16 protein-coding genes are annotated in these 15,882 nt (G+C 59.6%); 10 read left to right on the top strand and 6 right to left on the bottom strand.

The window, feature by feature from the left end:
- Positions 1–30: 30 nt before the first annotated feature.
- The 4 genes from ACSSVY_RS01175 to cynS are packed head-to-tail and all read left to right on the top strand — an operon-like array spanning position 31 to position 3,668.
- Entirely contained in the window at positions 31–1,407 is a 1,377-nt protein-coding gene (locus ACSSVY_RS01175; RefSeq protein WP_454267538.1) for a CmpA/NrtA family ABC transporter substrate-binding protein, read from the top strand.
- Between the two features lie 3 nt (positions 1,408–1,410).
- On the top strand, positions 1,411–2,244 hold the full coding sequence (gene ntrB, locus ACSSVY_RS01170; RefSeq protein ID WP_454267537.1) for a nitrate ABC transporter permease: 834 nt from the start codon (positions 1,411–1,413) through the stop codon (positions 2,242–2,244).
- 11 nt (positions 2,245–2,255) lie between these two features.
- Positions 2,256–3,158: an ABC transporter ATP-binding protein gene (locus ACSSVY_RS01165; RefSeq protein ID WP_454267536.1), complete on the top strand. Its 903-nt coding sequence runs from the start codon at positions 2,256–2,258 to the stop codon at positions 3,156–3,158.
- 39 nt (positions 3,159–3,197) lie between these two features.
- The gene (cynS, locus tag ACSSVY_RS01160) at positions 3,198–3,668 is read left to right on the top strand and encodes a cyanase (protein ID WP_296628290.1); all 471 of its coding nucleotides are present in this window, start codon (positions 3,198–3,200) and stop codon (positions 3,666–3,668) included.
- A gap of 145 nt (positions 3,669–3,813) precedes the next feature.
- Here cynS and ACSSVY_RS01155 read toward each other — a convergent pair whose 3' ends face one another.
- From ACSSVY_RS01155 to pncB, 5 genes are all read right to left on the bottom strand, one after another.
- Positions 3,814–5,154 carry a calcium-binding protein gene (locus ACSSVY_RS01155; protein ID WP_454267535.1) on the bottom strand — a complete coding sequence of 447 codons (1,341 nt, stop codon included), beginning with the start codon at positions 5,152–5,154 and terminating at the stop codon, positions 3,814–3,816.
- 185 nt (positions 5,155–5,339) lie between these two features.
- Positions 5,340–5,579, bottom strand: a complete 240-nt coding sequence (locus ACSSVY_RS01150; protein WP_454267534.1) for a hypothetical protein — start codon at positions 5,577–5,579, stop codon at positions 5,340–5,342.
- A 114-nt stretch (positions 5,580–5,693) separates the two neighbouring features.
- Positions 5,694–6,341 carry a response regulator gene (locus ACSSVY_RS01145; RefSeq protein ID WP_454267533.1) on the bottom strand — a complete coding sequence of 216 codons (648 nt, stop codon included), beginning with the start codon at positions 6,339–6,341 and terminating at the stop codon, positions 5,694–5,696.
- On the bottom strand, positions 6,338–7,687 hold the full coding sequence (locus tag ACSSVY_RS01140; protein ID WP_454267532.1) for a sensor histidine kinase: 1,350 nt from the start codon (positions 7,685–7,687) through the stop codon (positions 6,338–6,340). The genes ACSSVY_RS01145 and ACSSVY_RS01140 overlap by 4 nt, the downstream gene beginning before the upstream one ends.
- A 433-nt stretch (positions 7,688–8,120) precedes the next feature.
- Complete coding sequence (gene pncB / locus ACSSVY_RS01135) at positions 8,121–9,413, bottom strand: nicotinate phosphoribosyltransferase (RefSeq protein ID WP_454267531.1); 1,293 nt, start codon at positions 9,411–9,413, stop codon at positions 8,121–8,123.
- Positions 9,414–9,699: 286 nt separating this feature from the next.
- Between pncB and ACSSVY_RS01130 the strand changes: the two genes are divergently transcribed.
- The 6 genes from ACSSVY_RS01130 (at position 9,700) to ACSSVY_RS01105 (ending at position 15,382) form a co-directional block, all read left to right on the top strand.
- The gene (locus tag ACSSVY_RS01130; RefSeq protein ID WP_454267530.1) at positions 9,700–10,830 is read left to right on the top strand and encodes a TRAP transporter substrate-binding protein; all 1,131 of its coding nucleotides are present in this window, start codon (positions 9,700–9,702) and stop codon (positions 10,828–10,830) included.
- Positions 10,831–10,908: 78 nt separating this feature from the next.
- On the top strand, positions 10,909–11,493 hold the full coding sequence (locus ACSSVY_RS01125) for a TRAP transporter small permease subunit (RefSeq protein ID WP_454267529.1): 585 nt from the start codon (positions 10,909–10,911) through the stop codon (positions 11,491–11,493).
- On the top strand, positions 11,490–12,908 hold the full coding sequence (locus ACSSVY_RS01120; RefSeq protein ID WP_454267528.1) for a TRAP transporter large permease: 1,419 nt from the start codon (positions 11,490–11,492) through the stop codon (positions 12,906–12,908). The genes ACSSVY_RS01125 and ACSSVY_RS01120 overlap by 4 nt, the downstream gene beginning before the upstream one ends.
- Positions 12,898–14,241 carry an amidase gene (locus tag ACSSVY_RS01115; RefSeq protein WP_454267527.1) on the top strand — a complete coding sequence of 448 codons (1,344 nt, stop codon included), beginning with the start codon at positions 12,898–12,900 and terminating at the stop codon, positions 14,239–14,241. The genes ACSSVY_RS01120 and ACSSVY_RS01115 overlap by 11 nt, the downstream gene beginning before the upstream one ends.
- A 15-nt stretch (positions 14,242–14,256) precedes the next feature.
- Positions 14,257–14,415: a hypothetical protein gene (locus ACSSVY_RS01110; protein WP_454267526.1), complete on the top strand. Its 159-nt coding sequence runs from the start codon at positions 14,257–14,259 to the stop codon at positions 14,413–14,415.
- Position 14,416: 1 nt separating this feature from the next.
- The gene (locus ACSSVY_RS01105) at positions 14,417–15,382 is read left to right on the top strand and encodes a 2-hydroxyacid dehydrogenase (RefSeq protein WP_454267525.1); all 966 of its coding nucleotides are present in this window, start codon (positions 14,417–14,419) and stop codon (positions 15,380–15,382) included.
- Positions 15,383–15,406: 24 nt separating this feature from the next.
- Here ACSSVY_RS01105 and ACSSVY_RS01100 read toward each other — a convergent pair whose 3' ends face one another.
- Entirely contained in the window at positions 15,407–15,871 is a 465-nt protein-coding gene (locus tag ACSSVY_RS01100) for a PTS sugar transporter subunit IIA (RefSeq protein WP_454267524.1), read from the bottom strand.
- Positions 15,872–15,882: the final 11 nt, after the last annotated feature.

The following is a 15,882-nucleotide window of genomic DNA, read 5'->3' as shown; positions in this document are numbered from 1 at the left end:
TCAAACGGCATTTGAGCGAAAGGACACGACATGACCATGAAGAGCCTTGGCGACCCATTTTCGGAAAAGAATGATCTGCGTCACGGGGCGTCTTGCGGGTGCGACACCTGCAAGAGCGGATCGCATTCCTCTGCCGCGCCGGTCATGTCCTCTGAGGCGATGTTGGAGCGCGCGGTCGAAAGCGCCGTGGTGCGGTCGGTGTTCGGTCACAGCGACATCGGGCGGCGGTCGTTCATGGGGATGATGAGCGGCGGCACGGTGGCTGCGGCGCTCGCGTCGGTGTTCCCGCTCGATGCGGCCAAGGCCGCCATTCTGGACAATCTCGGCACGCCGGAAAAGACCGACCTCAACATCGGCTTTGTCCCGATCACCTGCGCCACGCCGATCATCATGGCGCAGCCGATGGGGTTCTATGAGCGCTACGGGTTGAACGCGAGTGTGATCAAGACCGCCGGTTGGGCCGTCGCGCGCGACAAGTCGCTCTCGGGGGAGTATGACGCAAGCCACATGCTGACGCCGATGCCGCTCGCGATGACGCTTGGCGCAGGCTCGACCGCTGTTCCCTACATCATGCCCGCCGTCGAGAACATCAACGGACAAGCCATCGTGCTGTCGAACGAGCATCTGGACAAGCGCGATCCAAAGCAATGGAAGGGCTTCACCTTTGGGGTGCCGTTCGAATACTCGATGCACAACTTCCTGCTGCGCTATTACGTGGCCGAACATGGGCTTGATCCTGATGTGGATATCCAGATCCGCGTGGTGCCGCCGCCCGAGATGGTGGCGAACCTGCGCGCCGGGAACCTTGACGGCTATCTCTCGCCGGACCCGTTCAACCAGCGCGCGGTTTGGGAGGGGATCGGCTTTATCCATCTTCTGACTAAGGAAATCTGGGAGGGGCATCCCTGCTGCGCCTTTGCCGCGCCGCTGAGTTTTGCCACGGACATGCCCAACACCTATGGCGCGCTGCTCAAGGCGATCATCGACGCCACGCAATACGCCTCGAAGCCTGAGAACCGCAAGGAAATCTCTGCTGCGATTGCGCCCACCAACTATCTCAACCAGCCGGTCGAAGTGATCGAGCAGGTGCTGACCGGCACCTATGCCGATGGTCTGGGCGCGGTGCAGCAGGTTCCGAACCGGATCGACTTTGATCCTTTCCCCTGGCACTCGATGGGCGTGTGGATCCTGACCCAGATGAAGCGCTGGGGCTATATCGAGAATGACATTGATTACAAGGCTGTGGCCGAACAGGTCTATCTTGCTGCCGATGCCAAGAAGGTGATGAACGATCTGGGCTATGACGCCCCCGACATCACCTACAAATCGCACACCATCATGGGCAAGACATTCGATCCGGCAGAGCCCGAGGCCTATGTCAAAAGCTTTGCCATCGGGAAGGGTTGAGCGATGTCAACTCTGTCGCTGAACCAACGCGCCTTGCTTCTCTCGGTGGTGATGCTCTTTGTCGGGCTCTTTGTCTGGGAGATGGCGATCCCGGCACAAAAGGCCGTGGGCGAGTTGACCGAATACGAGCGGTTGACCGGTGGGGGCGCGCAAAAAGCCGGCGTGCCGCCCCCCTCACAGGTCATTGCCAAGGCGTGGGAGGAGCTGAGCAATCCGTTCTACGATGCCGGGCCCAACGACAAGGGCATCGGGATTCAGATCGGGTATTCGATCTACCGGGTGCTGTCGGGGTATCTCATGGCGGCGCTGGTGGCGATTCCGCTCGGGTTCCTGATCGGCATGTCGCCGGTCGCCTACAAGGCGCTTAACCCATTCATTCAGGTGTTGCGCCCCATATCGCCGCTCGCATGGATGCCGCTGGCCCTCTTCATCATCCAGGACAGCGAGGCGAGCGCGATCTTCGTGATCTTTATCTGCTCGATCTGGCCGATGCTGATCAATACCGCTTTTGGCGTGGCTGGCGTGCGCAAGGACTGGGTGAATGTGGCGCGGACGCATGAACTTGGGCATTTGAAGACCGCCTTTACGGTGATCCTGCCTGCGGCGGCGCCGACCATCGTCACCGGCATGCGGATTTCCATTGGCATCGCGTGGCTCGTCATCGTTGCCGCCGAGATGCTCGTGGGGGGGACGGGTATTGGCTACTACGTCTGGAACGAGTGGAACAACCTCGACCTGACCTCGGTCATCTTCTCAATCCTGATGATCGGCATTGTCGGCATGATGCTGGATGCGGCCTTTGCCACGCTCCAGCGCGCCGTGGCCTATGCGGAATAAGGAGCCGTGAGATGAGCAAACCGTTTCTGTCGATCGAGAACCTGACCCAGTGTTATCCGGATGGCCAAGGCGGCACGATGACCGTATTCGAGAACGCCACCTTCGGGGTGGAAAAGGGCGAATTCGTCTGCATTCTCGGGCATTCGGGCTGTGGCAAGTCCACCATCATGAACATTCTCGCGGGCCTTGCAGAGCCGACCAGCGGCGTGGTCAAGATGGATGGGTTCGAGGTATCGGGCCCAAGTCTGGACCGGGGGGTGGTGTTTCAGAACTATTCCCTGCTGCCCTGGCTCAGCACGCTGAAAAACGTGAGCTTTGGAGTGGCTGCCCGGCATCCTGACTGGTCCAAGGCCAAGGTGCTGGATCATTCCCGCGAGTATCTGGCGATGGTGGGGCTGGAGGGGGATGTGATCCACCGCAAGCCCAGCCAATTGTCAGGCGGTATGCGGCAACGGGTGTCGATTGCCCGCGCCTTTGCCAATCATCCCAAGCTCTTGCTTCTGGATGAACCGTTTGGCGCGCTCGATGCGCTGACGCGGGGGACGATTCAGGATGAGTTGCTCAAGATTTGGGGCGGCACCGGGCAGACCGTGTTCATGATCACCCATGACATCGACGAGGCGATCCTGCTGGCGGACCGTATCCTGCTCATGACCAACGGTCCCTTTGCCCGCGTGGCGGAGTCGGTTGAAATCACGATCCCGCGGCCGCGCAACCGGACCGAGATCGTCGAGCATCCCAACTATTACCCGATCCGCAACCATCTGGTGCAGTTCCTTGGCAAGCGGTCAAAGGAATTGGCAGGGCGTGCCTCCGATGGCGCGGCTCAGACACCCGAAACCGTGAGGATCGACCGCACGCCGCCCGAAGACGAGACCGGCGAGGCCCGACGGCTGCGCGCCGTGAATCTGTGACACCGATTTTCACCTGAGACCGAAAGAATGGAGGACACCATGAAAGACAATCTGCACATGCCCGCATTGATGACCAAGGAGGATGTGACCACCCTGATCCTGATCGCGAAGAAAAAGACCGGGATGAAGTGGGAAGAGATCGCAGAGGGCATCGGCATGTCGCCGGTCTGGACCCACTCGGCCTGCATGGGCATGAACACCATGCCCAAGGCCAAGGCCGAGGCGCTGGTTGCTCTGCTCGATCTGCCGGAGGAGGCGGTTTCGGTGCTGGAGGAATATCCCACCAAGATCTGGGAGCAGGCGGTGCCGACCGATCCCTGTATCTACCGCCTCTATGAGATCGTGGGCGTTTACGGCCCGACGATGAAGGCGCTCATTCAGGAAGAGTTTGGCGATGGCATCATGTCGGCGATTGATTTCGACATGAAGATCACGCGCGTCGCCAATCCCAAGGGTGACCGCGTCAAGGTCGAGATGTCGGGCAAGTTTCTGGGGTATAATTCTTGGTAACAGAGATCATTCGGAGCCGGGTTCAATCGGGGACGCCGGGACAGGATGACGATGTTACTGCGCCCTTCAACCAGGTTGAAACACCGGGCCCCGGAAATTTGCCGAGCGGCGCAGAGGGAGTGCGCCGCTCGGACAGATCACTAAGTTACAAAAGGAAATCCGACGCGTCGAGATCAGACAAGGAAACGTCGTCGATTCGAAGCACGTCCGCCCCGCCAAAGCGCAAGAAGGTGTCACCGTTGCGTTCGGTTGCAAGGTCGAGCAGTTGGGCGAACCCTCCCAACGCATAGGCGGTCAGATCAATCATATCCGCTCCATTGGTAAAGTCGGCGATCTTGTCGAGGCTATCGTCGCGTTCAAAGACAAAGACATCGTTGCCCAAACCACCCGTATAGGTGTCACGTCCACTCCCACCGTCCAATGTATCATTGCCACGATTGCCAAAGACGCGGTCATTCCCGCCGCCGCCATCGACCAGATCGTCTCCATCTCCGCCTTTGACGCGATCTTTGCCGTCACCCCCAAAGAGCGTATCGTCGCCCCGATCGCCCCGCACGTGGTCATTGCCGTCGCCACCCAGCACAACATCATCTCCCTGGTCGCCGCGCACGTCATCGTCGCCTTTGCCGCCGTCCACCGTGTCATTACCTCGATCACCACGCACGCGGTCTTTGCCACTGCCACCGTCAAGACTGTCGTCGCCTGCGCGCCCCCGCAGGTCATCCTTGCCACCATGGCCATTGATGGACTCTGAAACGGCGCGGCCTTCGATACGATCCTTGCCTTGGGTCCCGTTGAGCACGTTCGCCGGTGGGGTCTCTGGTCCCGGCCCCACATCGCCAGAGCCTTGATCGGGAGTGCCATCGTCGCCAGTGCTGGGTGTGCCAACATCGCCAGACCCCTGATCGGGGGTGCCGTCATCGCCGGTGCTGGGTGTGCCAACATCTCCAGACCCCTGATCGGGGGTGCCGTCATCGCCGGTGCTGGGTGTGCCAACATCTCCAGACCCCTGATCGGAGGTGCCGTCATCGCCGGTGCTGGGTGTGCCGACATCGCCAGCCCCCTGATCGGGGGTGCCATCATCGCCGGGGGATGTATTGGGGCTGCCGTTCACAAGGGAATTGAGGCGCGCGGTGTCAGACGCGGTTGCGACGCGCTCGACGATGGTCTCGTTGGCCGCATTCTTGCGTTCATAGATTCCATTAGAGATTTCTTCCTTTGTGCCATCCGCAAAAGTGACCTCGATCGACGAACCGACGACCTCGACACTGGTGACTGCGGACGAGCTGGGCTGGTTGGTCGTTTCAAAGCCGCCGACCAAAGCCGTCAATCTTGTGGTGTCGGCCAAAGTGGCAGGACGCTGTTCGACGGTATTACCTTGGCTGTTCTTGCGTTCGTACACGCCAGCCTCGACCTCTTCGCGTGAACCATCCACATATTCGATCTTGATTTTGTTCGTTCGCAACTCGACTGCCATAATTTCCATTGGGGTATTCCTCTGATTGATCATGGGAGGATCCTAGAGCGCTCTGCTGCTCCGGGGATCGTCAGGACGTCGGACGAAATTTCCGACGATCGTCGGAAGATCAGTCGTGGTCCCAAGATTGAAAGTGCCCCGGGCCGGTCAGGCCTGGGGCGACGGTTGCTAAGACTGGGGGGTAGAGCAATCCGTCATCCGGCGCATTCGGGATGCTCCAGTATGTCACCCGGATCGTCACAGCCCGAGCCGCCGGGCACGCGCAGTTTGCTGCGCCCACCGCGGCCCCGGCGATCAAAGGCGTCATCGACCGGCTCAAGATCAGACTGCATCTGAGAAAGCCCTGCGATGGCACTGGTGGGTTGATCGGCAAAGGTCGGTGCCGCGAGTGTGCCCAACAAGATCAGGGCGGAGGTGGCAAGAAGCGTCTTCATGATCGTGTCTCCCGATACCAAGGTTCGCCTGATCAGCTTTGCGCAGATGTAAGGTCTGTGGCAGGCTCGAAGGTGGGGCGAATGCGCGGCACTAAAGTCGGACGTGGACTAGGGTCAGAGCCCCTTTTCCCGCGCCATGATCGCCGCCTCGACGCGGTTGCGCACATGCAGTTTCTGAAGAATGTTGGTCATATAATGTTTGACGGTGGCCTCGCGCAAACCAAGCTCTTCACCAATCTCGCGATTCGAGGAGCCACGCGCCACCAGTCGGAGAATCTGCTCTTCGCGATAGGTGAGATCCGAGATGGGATCGGATGTGCGGGCATTGCGGATTTTGCCGGCCCCCATGGCCGAGAGCACCTTTCCAGCCAGTCCGGGAGAGATATAACTGCCGCCCGCACGAACGCTGCGCACAGCTTCCACAAGCGTCTCGACAGCAACGCCTTTGAGGACGTAACCAGAGGCTCCCGCCTTGAGCGCACGCAAAAGATCGTCATCCTGCTCGGAAACTGTCAGCATGATCACCTTGATCGCCGGAAATAGTTCGCTGATCCTTTCGGCAGCCGTGATCCCATTGCCGGGCATCGAGATGTCCAGCAGCGCAATATCCGGCATGTGATCTGCTGCTGCCTGAATGGCGCTATCGGCACTTGTGCATTCCGCAACGACGTCGATATCGCCAGCCTCTTGCAGAGAGCGGGCAACCCCGCCGCGAAACAGCGGGTGGTCGTCGGCGATTACGACGCTGATACGGTCTGTCACATCGCCCTCTCATGGATCGGCAGACGCATGGTCAGGCGGGTTCCCTGCCCGGGATCACTGTCAATTTCGAATGCGCCCCCGACACTTTGCACGCGCTCGCGCAGACCTGCGAGTCCGATCCGGCCCGTGTCTGCCGTGGCGTTCGGATCGAACCCGGAACCCTGATCACTGACGGTCACGACAAGCATGCCATCCTGAATTCCGAACTCGACACTCTGCCCTATGCCACCTGCATGGCGCCACGCATTCGTCAGCCCTTCTTGCACAAAGCGAAAGAGGCAAATCAGTTGTGGCAGTCCCGGCCGCATATTCCCGTCGTTCTTGTCACCACCATCCAGAAGAACTTCGGTCTGGGTCCGTTCGGTATGGGCTTCGGCAGCGCGCCGGATCGTTTCTGCGATGGAGGCCCCTTCGAGCTTGGGCAACACCAGTCCGCGCGCCAGCCCACGGATGTCGCCCAGCGCGTCATTGAGCGCCTTCAGGATCAAGTCTGCCTCTTCGGGGCCGTTCGCGTTGCGCCAAGCGCTGATGCGCATATTGGCAAAGGCCAGCGCCTGCGCGGGGCCATCATGCAATTCTGCCCCAATCCGTCGCAGCAATTGCTCGTTGAGTGCCGAAAACCGTTCGGATGCGTTCTGAATTCGCAGGCGCAACAGGTCGTTCTGGAGACCGACGAGCGTGATCAGGTTCAGCCGCTGCTCCAGTTCGGACCTTTGCGTCTCGATCGTCCGGCTTCCGGCGCGGACGATACCGAAGAGGGCGAGAAATGTTGCACCGGCAAGCGCGGCGACGATTGCCCAGGCGGTCAGCCGAGCGAAACGCAGATCGTCTTTCAATTCGCTGGCATCCTGATAAAACTCCGCAACGGCGATAATCTCTCCTGTGCGGATCGAGTGGATCGGATTGTAGACCTCTAGCAGTGGCACACCAAGCGCGCGCTCGCCTTCTGATTCGTCATGGTCGAGCTCATCGAATCCAGCGAAAATATCCCCTTGCCACGCCTGCTGAAGATCGCCTTTCGGCTCGAATTTCTGGCCAATCAGATCGTGATCGCTTGCATAGGCGACTAGGCCACCGTCTTTCCATATCTTGACGGACAGAATCCTTTCCTGAACAGCGGGTCGCGCGAGAATCTCCTCCAGATTGGCGCGTTGCTCCCGCGAGAGTTCGTTGCCATCCGCCAAGTCCTGCGACAGGGGCGCAATTAGGCTCTCCATATAGACTGCGGCCGAAATCGCAGAATTGCGCACCACGGCGCTTTCGATGCGTTGATTGACGAAAGCCCCGATCAGGATCATGCTGAACAGGCTGACGATGCCGCCGACGATGGCAAAACGGCGATGCATCGGCAGAGAGCGATACCATCTTCGGACCCAACGCCACAGCTCGGATGAGCGTTGCCAAAGTCGAACATCCCCGACAGCGTAATCGTGTTCCATAAAATTCACCGGAGCCTCCACGAGTCAGTACGGAATGTCATGTTCTGGATTATTGAGTTTACGAAGCGTGGCCGAGGCGACGACTCGGACTGCGGCCGCGCTCACAGGAATTTCTAGTCTGCTAGTTTTCTTTATGCGATCCCTGCCCCAAGGTCTTCCGACTTAAGTCGGTCCGATCTTGACCAAGAGAAACCGCAAGACGGCGGAACACGAATCCCAAAAGCGTCCCTTGAGCGGCCTCGAGCCGCGCCAAGGAGCGTTATGGCACCGCCATATTCGAAGACCTGGCTTCAGATCCTGCTACTTTTGAACAGTGTCGATGGCATGGGGTCAGACCGCGCTAGACAAGCACCTCGATCTCGTCCTGAGCGCCGACCCCGAAGACACGCTTGTAGCGGGCAATCTCGCTTGTCGGGCCCATCGCCTTGCGCGGATTGTCCGAGAGCTTGACCGTGGGCCGCCCATTGGCAGCCACCGCCTTGCACACCAGTGAGAAGGGTTCCAGCGCATCATCCGGCGTCAGGCCCCTAAAATCATTGGTCAGAAGCGTGCCCCAGCCAAAAGAACAGCGCACACGCCCCGAGAACCGCTCATGCAAAGCAATGATCCGGTCCACGTCGAGCCCGTCGGAAAAGATCACCATCTTCTTGAGGGGATCCTCGCCGCGCGATTTCCACCAATTGATTGCCGTTTCAGCGCCGTCCTCAGGGGCACCGGAGTCGATGCGGATGCCGGTCCATCCGGCCAGCCAATCGGGGGCATTGTCGAGAAACCCGCGCGTCCCATAGGTATCGGGCAGGATGATACGCAGGTTACCATCGTGTTCCTCGTGCCAATCCGAAAGCACCTCATAGGGCGCGCGCGCCAAAGCTGCGTCATCCTCGGCTAAGGCGGCGTAGACCATCGGCAGTTCATGGGCATTGGTGCCGATCGCCTCTAGATCGCGGTTCTTGGCGATGAGGCAATTCGACGTGCCGACAAAGCGGTTGCCCAAACGCTCGCTCATCGCCTGCACGCACCAATCCTGCCACAAAAAGGAATGCCGCCGCCGCGTGCCGAAATCGGCGATGCGTAGCCCCTCGATGGGCCGCAGGCGTTCGACCTTTTCCCAGAGTTTCGTCATGGCTCGGGCATAGAGCACCTGAAGCTCGAATTTCTTGAGGTGATGCAACACGGCGCGGGAGCGCAATTCCATGAGAACAGCAAGCGCCGGAATTTCCCAAAGCATGACTTCGGGCCATTTGCCCTCAAAGGTTAGCTCATATTGCCCATCCCGCTTTTCGAGATGATAGGGCGGCAGGCGCAGCGCCTCGAACCAGTCCATGAACTCGGGCGTGAACATGCTGCGCTTGCCATAGAACATGTTGCCCCGCATCCATGTGCTCTCGCCGCGCGACAGGGACAATGACCGGATGTGATCCAGTTGCTCGCGCAGCTCGCCCTCGTCCACCAGTTCGGCCAGACGGATCGAAGTGCTGCGATTGATCAGCGAAAAGGTGACAGTGGTGTCTGGCCTGTTGCGAAACACCGACTGACACATCAGAAGCTTGTAGAAATCGGTGTCGATCAGAGACCGGACAATCGGGTCGATCTTCCATTTGTGGTTATGCACACGGGTGGCAATATCGACCATGAGCGGCCTCCGGCGGGACAATTGCGGCGGTTAAACCAAAGCGGGCGGGCGCGTGCAAGGCGGATCGGCGAACACCACCCGCCCTCTGCTCCGGCTTTTTCAAGAGTTTGACGAGAATTTAGGCGGATTTGGTAAATTAATCTTACCAGAATGCTTGCCTTTACTTGGATAACCGTTACGATCTGGCGTGTGTGGCGGATTGCAGGGCCTCGAATCGCCCGTGGGGGAGACGCTTTGCCCGCCATAAAGAGCAATCTGACGCACAAGAATTTATGGGAGGAATACCATGACAGACAAGTCTAAGATGGACCGGCGCTCGTTCCTGCGCCGCGCGGCGGTTGGGGCGCCCGCGATTGCTGCGGGCTCGCTCGCGGCCCCGGCGGTGCTGGCACAGGCGCCGTTGGTTCTCAAAATGCAGACATCCTGGCCCGCCGGTGATATCTGGCAGGAAATGGCACAGGATTACGCGACCCGGGTCGAGGAAATGTCCGGTGGCCGCCTCAAGATCGACGTGCTGCCCGCAGGCGCTGTTGTGGCCGCGTTCCAAGTGCTTGATGCCGTGAATGACGGCGTTCTCGACATGGCGCATTCGGTGCCTGTCTACTGGTACGGCAAGAACAAGGCCGCGTCGCTCTTTGGCACCGGCCCCGTGTTCGGTGGCTCTGCCACAACAATGCTAAGCTGGTTCTATGAAGGCGGCGGCAAGGCGCTCTATGACGAACTGACCCAAGACGTCATGGGCCTGGAAGTCGATGGCTACATGGGCTTCCCGATGTTCGCGCAGCCCTTTGGCTGGTTCAAAGGCGAAGTGAACACTGTTGCCGACCTGAACGGCTTTAAATATCGTACCGTGGGCCTCGCGGCTGACCTACTTCAGTCGATGGGCATGTCAGTGGCACAGCTTCCGGGTGGCGAGATCGTCCCCGCGATGGAGCGTGGCGTGATCGACGCGTTCGAATTCAACAACCCGTCGTCGGACCGCAACTTTGGTGCGCATGACGTGGCCAAGAATTACTACCTTTCCTCGTATCACCAGGCCTCCGAGAGCTTCGAATTCCTGTTCAACAAGCTCACCATGGAAGACCTCGACCCCGATCTGCGTGCGATTCTGAAATACGCGGTCGAGGCGGCCTCTACGGCCAACACCGCCAAGGCGATGCGTCGTTATTCGGCAGACCTCAAGTGGCTGCAAGAAGAGGCCGGTGTCACCATTCACCGCACCTCCACAGACATTCTGAACGGCCAGATCGAGGCATGGGACAAGCTGATCCCGGTTCTCGAAGAAGATCCGTTCATGAAGAAGTGTCTCGACAGCCAGCGTGCTTGGGTTGAGCAAGTCACCTACTATGAACTCATGAACGCACCGGATTATGCGCTTGCGTTTGAGCACTACTTCCCCGGCAAGCTTAAGATGTAATCACGGCTAAATACCGTTATAACAAGGGCCCCGGCGCAGGAAACGCCGGGGCCACTTTCAAAATAGAGGGGGCTCCGTGTGATCGGTTTCATACGTTTCGCCGACAACCTGTCGGCTTGGTTCGGCAAGGCGTTTGCCTGGCTGATCGTCCTGATGGCCTTTGGCACCGGCTATGAAGTCGTGGTTCGCTACGTTTTCAATAATCCGACCGCCTGGGCATTGGATGTGTCGTTCATCATGTACGGCACGCTTTTCATGATGGGCGGGGCGTATACCCTGTCGCGGGGCGGTCATGTGCGGGGCGATTTTCTGTATCGTCTCTGGCAGCCGCGCAATCAGGCCAAGGTCGATCTGGTGCTCTATATCGTGTTCTTCTTTCCGGGGATCATCGCGCTGATCGTGTCGGGCTGGAAATACGCCGCGCGGTCCTGGTCCTATGCCGAGGTGTCGGTCAATAGCCCGGCAGGCATTCCGATCTATCAGTTCAAGACCGTGATTGTCGCCGCCGGTATTCTTCTTTTGATTCAAGGCATCGCCCAGGTTTGTCGCTGCATTCATTGCATGCGCACCAATGAATGGCTCAAGGCCGACGAAGACGTCTTCGAGACCGAAGACCTGTTGATGCAAAAGGCCGCTGAGGCCGAAAAGGACGCACATCCATGACCGATCCGCAAATCGCCCTGATGATGCTGGGCCTTTTCCTCATCTTTGTGTTTCTCGGCTTTCCGATCGCCTTCACGCTCATGGCGATGGGTATTGGCTTTGGCTATTACGCCTACTTCGATGCGGGCCGGATGTGGCGCAGCTTTGATCGGCTGGCTGAGGATGCCGGAGCTTGGGACCAATGGAGTCTCTGGCTTGAGGGGTTCTTCAACAACCGAATATTCGACCTCTTCGTCAATCAGACCTATACGGTCATGTCGAACGAAGTTCTGACCGCCGTGCCGCTGTTCCTCTTCATGGGGTATATTGTCGAGCGGGCGAACATCGTGGACCGGCTCTTTGGGACGCTCAACATCGCGGCCAAGAACATGCCTGGCTCGATGGGTGTGGCAGCCCTCGTGACTTGCGCGCTCTTTGCCACGGCCACCGGGATCGTCGGTGCTGTGGTGACGTTGATGGGTCTTCTGGCGCTGCCGGCCATGCTCAAGGCGCGCTATGATCCGTCCTTTGCCTCGGGCATCATCTGTGCGGGCGGCACGCTGGGCATTCTCATTCCGCCCTCGATCATGCTGATCGTCTATGCAGCGGCGTCGAGCGTCTCTATTGTGCGTCTCTACGCGGCGGCGCTCTTGCCGGGTCTTACTCTGGTTGGTCTCTATCTGATCTACGTCATCGGTCGTTCGATCCTGCAACCCTCTGTGGCCCCGAAGCCCACCAAGGAAGAAATTCCCGACATTCCCAAGAGCCAGCTTATGCTGATGATCTTGACCTCGCTCGTGCCGCTGGCATTCCTCATTCTCGCGGTGCTTGGTTCGATCCTCTTTGGTCTGGCGACCCCGACAGAAGCGGCCTCCATCGGTGCGCTGGGCGGTATCTTCCTCGCCTTTGTCTACCGTGCCATGACATGGCAGCGGATGCGTGAGAGCGTGTATCTGACTGTGCGCACCACGGCGATGGTTTGCTGGCTCTTTGTCGGTTCCTACACTTTCTCGGCGGTGTTCTCTTATCTCGGCGGGGAACATGTGATTTCGGAATTCGTCCAGAGCATGAACCTCAGCCCGCTCATGTTCCTGCTGTTGGCACAGCTCATCATCTTCTTGCTGGGCTGGCCGCTGGAATGGTCCGAGATCATCATCATCTTCGTGCCGATCTTTCTGCCGCTCTTGGCGTTCTTTGAGATTGACCCGCTGTTCTTTGGGATTCTGGTGGCTCTCAATCTGCAAACCAGTTTCTTAACGCCACCCATGGCCATGTCGGCCTATTACCTCAAGGGGATTGCCCCGCCAGAGATCAAGCTCACGCAGATTTTCTCGGGCGTTATGCCGTTCCTCTTCTGCGTCTTCATAGCCATGGCTCTGATGTATATCTTTCCGCAGATCGTGTTCTATCTGCCGGAGCTGATGTATGGCAAATAACGCCGAAATCCTGATGTTGGACGCGTGCACCCTTCGCACGCGTCTGGCGTCAGGGGCGCTGAGCGCTCTGGACTTGGTCGAGGCCTGTATCGCCCGGATCGAGGCACGCGAGCCAGAAATCCGCGCTTGGGCGTGGTTTGACGCCGATTTTGCCCGAATGCAGGCCAAGGCGCTCGACTCGCAGCGGCAAGCAGGGCGCCCCATCGGGGCGCTGCACGGTCTGCCGGTTGCGCTCAAGGACATCATCGACACCGCCAAGATTCCGACGGAGAACGGCTGTCCGCTGGACGCAGGCCGCATCCCCACCAAGGATGCCGCCGTCGTCGCCCGGCTCAAGGCGGCAGGTGCGGTGATCATGGGCAAGACAGTCACGACCGAACTGGCCTATATGCACGCCGGACCCACCCGGAATCCGCTCAATACCGCGCACACGCCCGGCGGCTCGTCCTCGGGTTCTGCGGCGGCGGTGGCGGATGGGATGGTGCCGCTCGCGGTGGGCACGCAGACCGGCGGCTCGGTGATCCGCCCGGCGTCCTATTGCGGTGTGACCGGGTATAAGCCCAGCTTTGGCGCGATTCCCCGCACTGGCGTTCTGATACAATCGCCCACGCTTGATACGCTCGGCGTCTTTGCCCGCACGCCCGCCGATGCGGCGCTCTTGGCGGAGGTATTGATGGGCCATGACGCGGGCGATCCGGCGACCGTTCCCTCCCCCGTGCCATCGCTATTGTCGGTGGCCACGTCAGCGCCGCCGCTCAAGCCGGTCTTTGCCTTTGTCCGCCCGCCAGGCTGGGACAAGGCCGATCCGCAACTGCATGCGGCCTTTGAAGAACTGGTCGCGGCCTTGGGCGAACAGGTGTTCGAAGCCCCCCTGCCCACGGCGTTCAGTGAGGCTGCAGAGATCCGGGCACGGATCAATTTTGCGGAGATGGCGAAATACTACTATCGTTATTCCAAATCCATCGACGCTCTCGGCCCACGCACGCAAGAGGCACTCAACGCAGGCAACGCGACGCTCGCGCGGGATTACCTGGCGGCGCTGGATTGGGCCGATGTGCTCTATGCCGGGCTGGGCGAGATATTTGAGCGCTGCGACGCAATCCTCTGTCCCGCAGCCACAGGGCCCGCCCCTGAAGGGCTGGAATTCACCGGCGATGCGATTTTCAACGGGCTCTGGACGCTGACTGGCACGCCTGCGGTGACCGTGCCTGCCTTTACAGCGGAAAACGGTCTGCCGATGGGCATACAACTGGTTGCCGCACGCGGCAATGACGCGCGTCTCTTGCGCAATGCAAACTGGTTTACGGGCTGGCTGAATGAAGCCGGAGCATGAGAAAAGGATGACGATATGAACAGATTTCTGGCACTCTTTGCCTTCGCGGTCTTTGCCGCCTTTCTCTACATCCTCGTGCGCAAGGTCGGCACGCTGGACCTTTGGGTCGTGGTTGGCCTGACGGCGGCCTTGGCGGGCTATGATTTCGTGACCTCGAGCAAGAACAAAAGCTGACATGCCCGATAAGAAGGTTATTTGGATCCCGCGTCGTCTGTCCGATGCCACGCTGGCGCGCGCGCGTCGCAATTATGAGGTGATCGTAAACGAGGCGGACACCCCCGGCACCGCTGAGGACATCATCGCCATGAGCCAACGGGTGGACGGGATGATCCCCTGCCACTCGGAGCATTTCAGCGCCGATGTGGTGGCGCAGCTTGATCCGAGGCTCAGAATCGTCGCCAATCATTCGGTGGGCGTGGATCATTGCGATCTGGCGGCGCTCAAGGCCGCTGGTATCGTTGTCACCAACACGCCTGATGTGCTGTCGGACGCAACGGCCGAAATTGCCATGCTTCTGATGTTGGGTGCGGCGCGGCATGCGATCACGGGCGACCGGATCGTGCGACAAGGTCAGTGGGACAGCTGGTCACCCTCCTTCATGGTTGGCAAGCAGATGACCGGCGCGCGCTTGGGCATCCTTGGGATGGGACGTGTTGGCCGTGCCTTCGCGGCCAAGGCGCGCGGCTTTGATATGGAAATCCATTATCACAATCGGTCGCGCCTCTCGCCAGAGGATGAACATGGCGCGATTTTTCATGCGGATGTCGAGAGCCTGCTTGAGGTTTCGGATTTTCTGTCGCTGCACTGCCCGGCCACGCCCGATACGACCAATCTGCTGAACTCTGACCGCATTGCGCGCCTGCCTGCGGGGGCCGTTGTGGTCAACACCGCGCGCGGCGCTTTGATTGATGAACACGCCCTGCTCTCTGCCATCCAATCCGGCCATATCTCCGGAGCGGGGCTGGATTGCTTCAAGGTTGAACCGGGTGGCAATCCTGCCTTTGCAGCACATGAAAACATCTTCATGTTGCCGCATATCGGCAGCGCCACACGCACCACGCGGGACGCCATGGGCTTTCGCGCTCTGGACAATCTGGATGCGTTTTTTGCGGGGCAAGAGCCCGGCGACAGGCTGGTCTGAGACAGCCCGAGGCCCGGCTGGGCGTCAGGCGGCTTGCACCGCCTGCGCCTCGGTGACGATGGTATAGAGTGTCATGGGATCACTGTTCGACCGGAGTTTGGCGCATAGCCCGACATCCCGCAGAGTGCGTGACACAAGCGCAAGCGCCTTGAGGTGTTCAACCCCGGCATCTAGCGGCGCAAAGAGCGCAAAAGCCAGATCCACCGGCTGCCGATCTACCGAGTCAAAGTTGATCGGTTTCTCCAGTAACGCCAGCACACCAACGACCTGCTCCAACCCTGGAAGGCGCGCATGGGGGAGAGCCACACCGTGACCAACCCCTGTCGGGCCAAGGCTTTCGCGTTCCAACAGCGCTTCGACTGCGGCGGAATGGGACACGCCGTAGGCGGCCTCTGCAATGCTTCCAAGTTCGTGCATCAGGCGTTTCTTGCTGGTCGCGCCTGATAGCACGCGCACTGCCTCTGGCTTGAGGATCATTGGAATTTCCATAAACTCTGTTG

Source organism: Roseovarius sp. MBR-51, from assembly GCF_053628575.1.
Note: the sequence above shows the minus strand (reverse complement) of the source record. Positions and strands in the feature narration are given on the sequence as shown.

Bases quoted from the DNA above. Each gene is read 5' to 3' on its own strand.
- ACSSVY_RS01175 (WP_454267538.1), top strand. From the start codon at position 31: ATGACCATGAAGAGCCTTGGCGACCCATTTTCGGAAAAGAATGATCTG.
- ntrB (WP_454267537.1), top strand. From the start codon at position 1,411: ATGTCAACTCTGTCGCTGAACCAACGCGCCTTGCTTCTCTCGGTGGTG.
- ACSSVY_RS01165 (WP_454267536.1), top strand. From the start codon at position 2,256: ATGAGCAAACCGTTTCTGTCGATCGAGAACCTGACCCAGTGTTATCCG.
- cynS (WP_296628290.1), top strand. From the start codon at position 3,198: ATGAAAGACAATCTGCACATGCCCGCATTGATGACCAAGGAGGATGTG.
- ACSSVY_RS01155 (WP_454267535.1), bottom strand. From the start codon at position 5,154: ATGGAAATTATGGCAGTCGAGTTGCGAACGAACAAAATCAAGATCGAA.
- ACSSVY_RS01150 (WP_454267534.1), bottom strand. From the start codon at position 5,579: ATGAAGACGCTTCTTGCCACCTCCGCCCTGATCTTGTTGGGCACACTC.
- ACSSVY_RS01140 (WP_454267532.1), bottom strand. From the start codon at position 7,687: ATGCATCGCCGTTTTGCCATCGTCGGCGGCATCGTCAGCCTGTTCAGC.
- pncB (WP_454267531.1), bottom strand. From the start codon at position 9,413: ATGGTCGATATTGCCACCCGTGTGCATAACCACAAATGGAAGATCGAC.
- ACSSVY_RS01130 (WP_454267530.1), top strand. From the start codon at position 9,700: ATGACAGACAAGTCTAAGATGGACCGGCGCTCGTTCCTGCGCCGCGCG.
- ACSSVY_RS01120 (WP_454267528.1), top strand. From the start codon at position 11,490: ATGACCGATCCGCAAATCGCCCTGATGATGCTGGGCCTTTTCCTCATC.
- ACSSVY_RS01115 (WP_454267527.1), top strand. From the start codon at position 12,898: ATGGCAAATAACGCCGAAATCCTGATGTTGGACGCGTGCACCCTTCGC.
- ACSSVY_RS01110 (WP_454267526.1), top strand. From the start codon at position 14,257: ATGAACAGATTTCTGGCACTCTTTGCCTTCGCGGTCTTTGCCGCCTTT.
- ACSSVY_RS01105 (WP_454267525.1), top strand. From the start codon at position 14,417: ATGCCCGATAAGAAGGTTATTTGGATCCCGCGTCGTCTGTCCGATGCC.
- ACSSVY_RS01100 (WP_454267524.1), bottom strand. From the start codon at position 15,871: ATGGAAATTCCAATGATCCTCAAGCCAGAGGCAGTGCGCGTGCTATCA.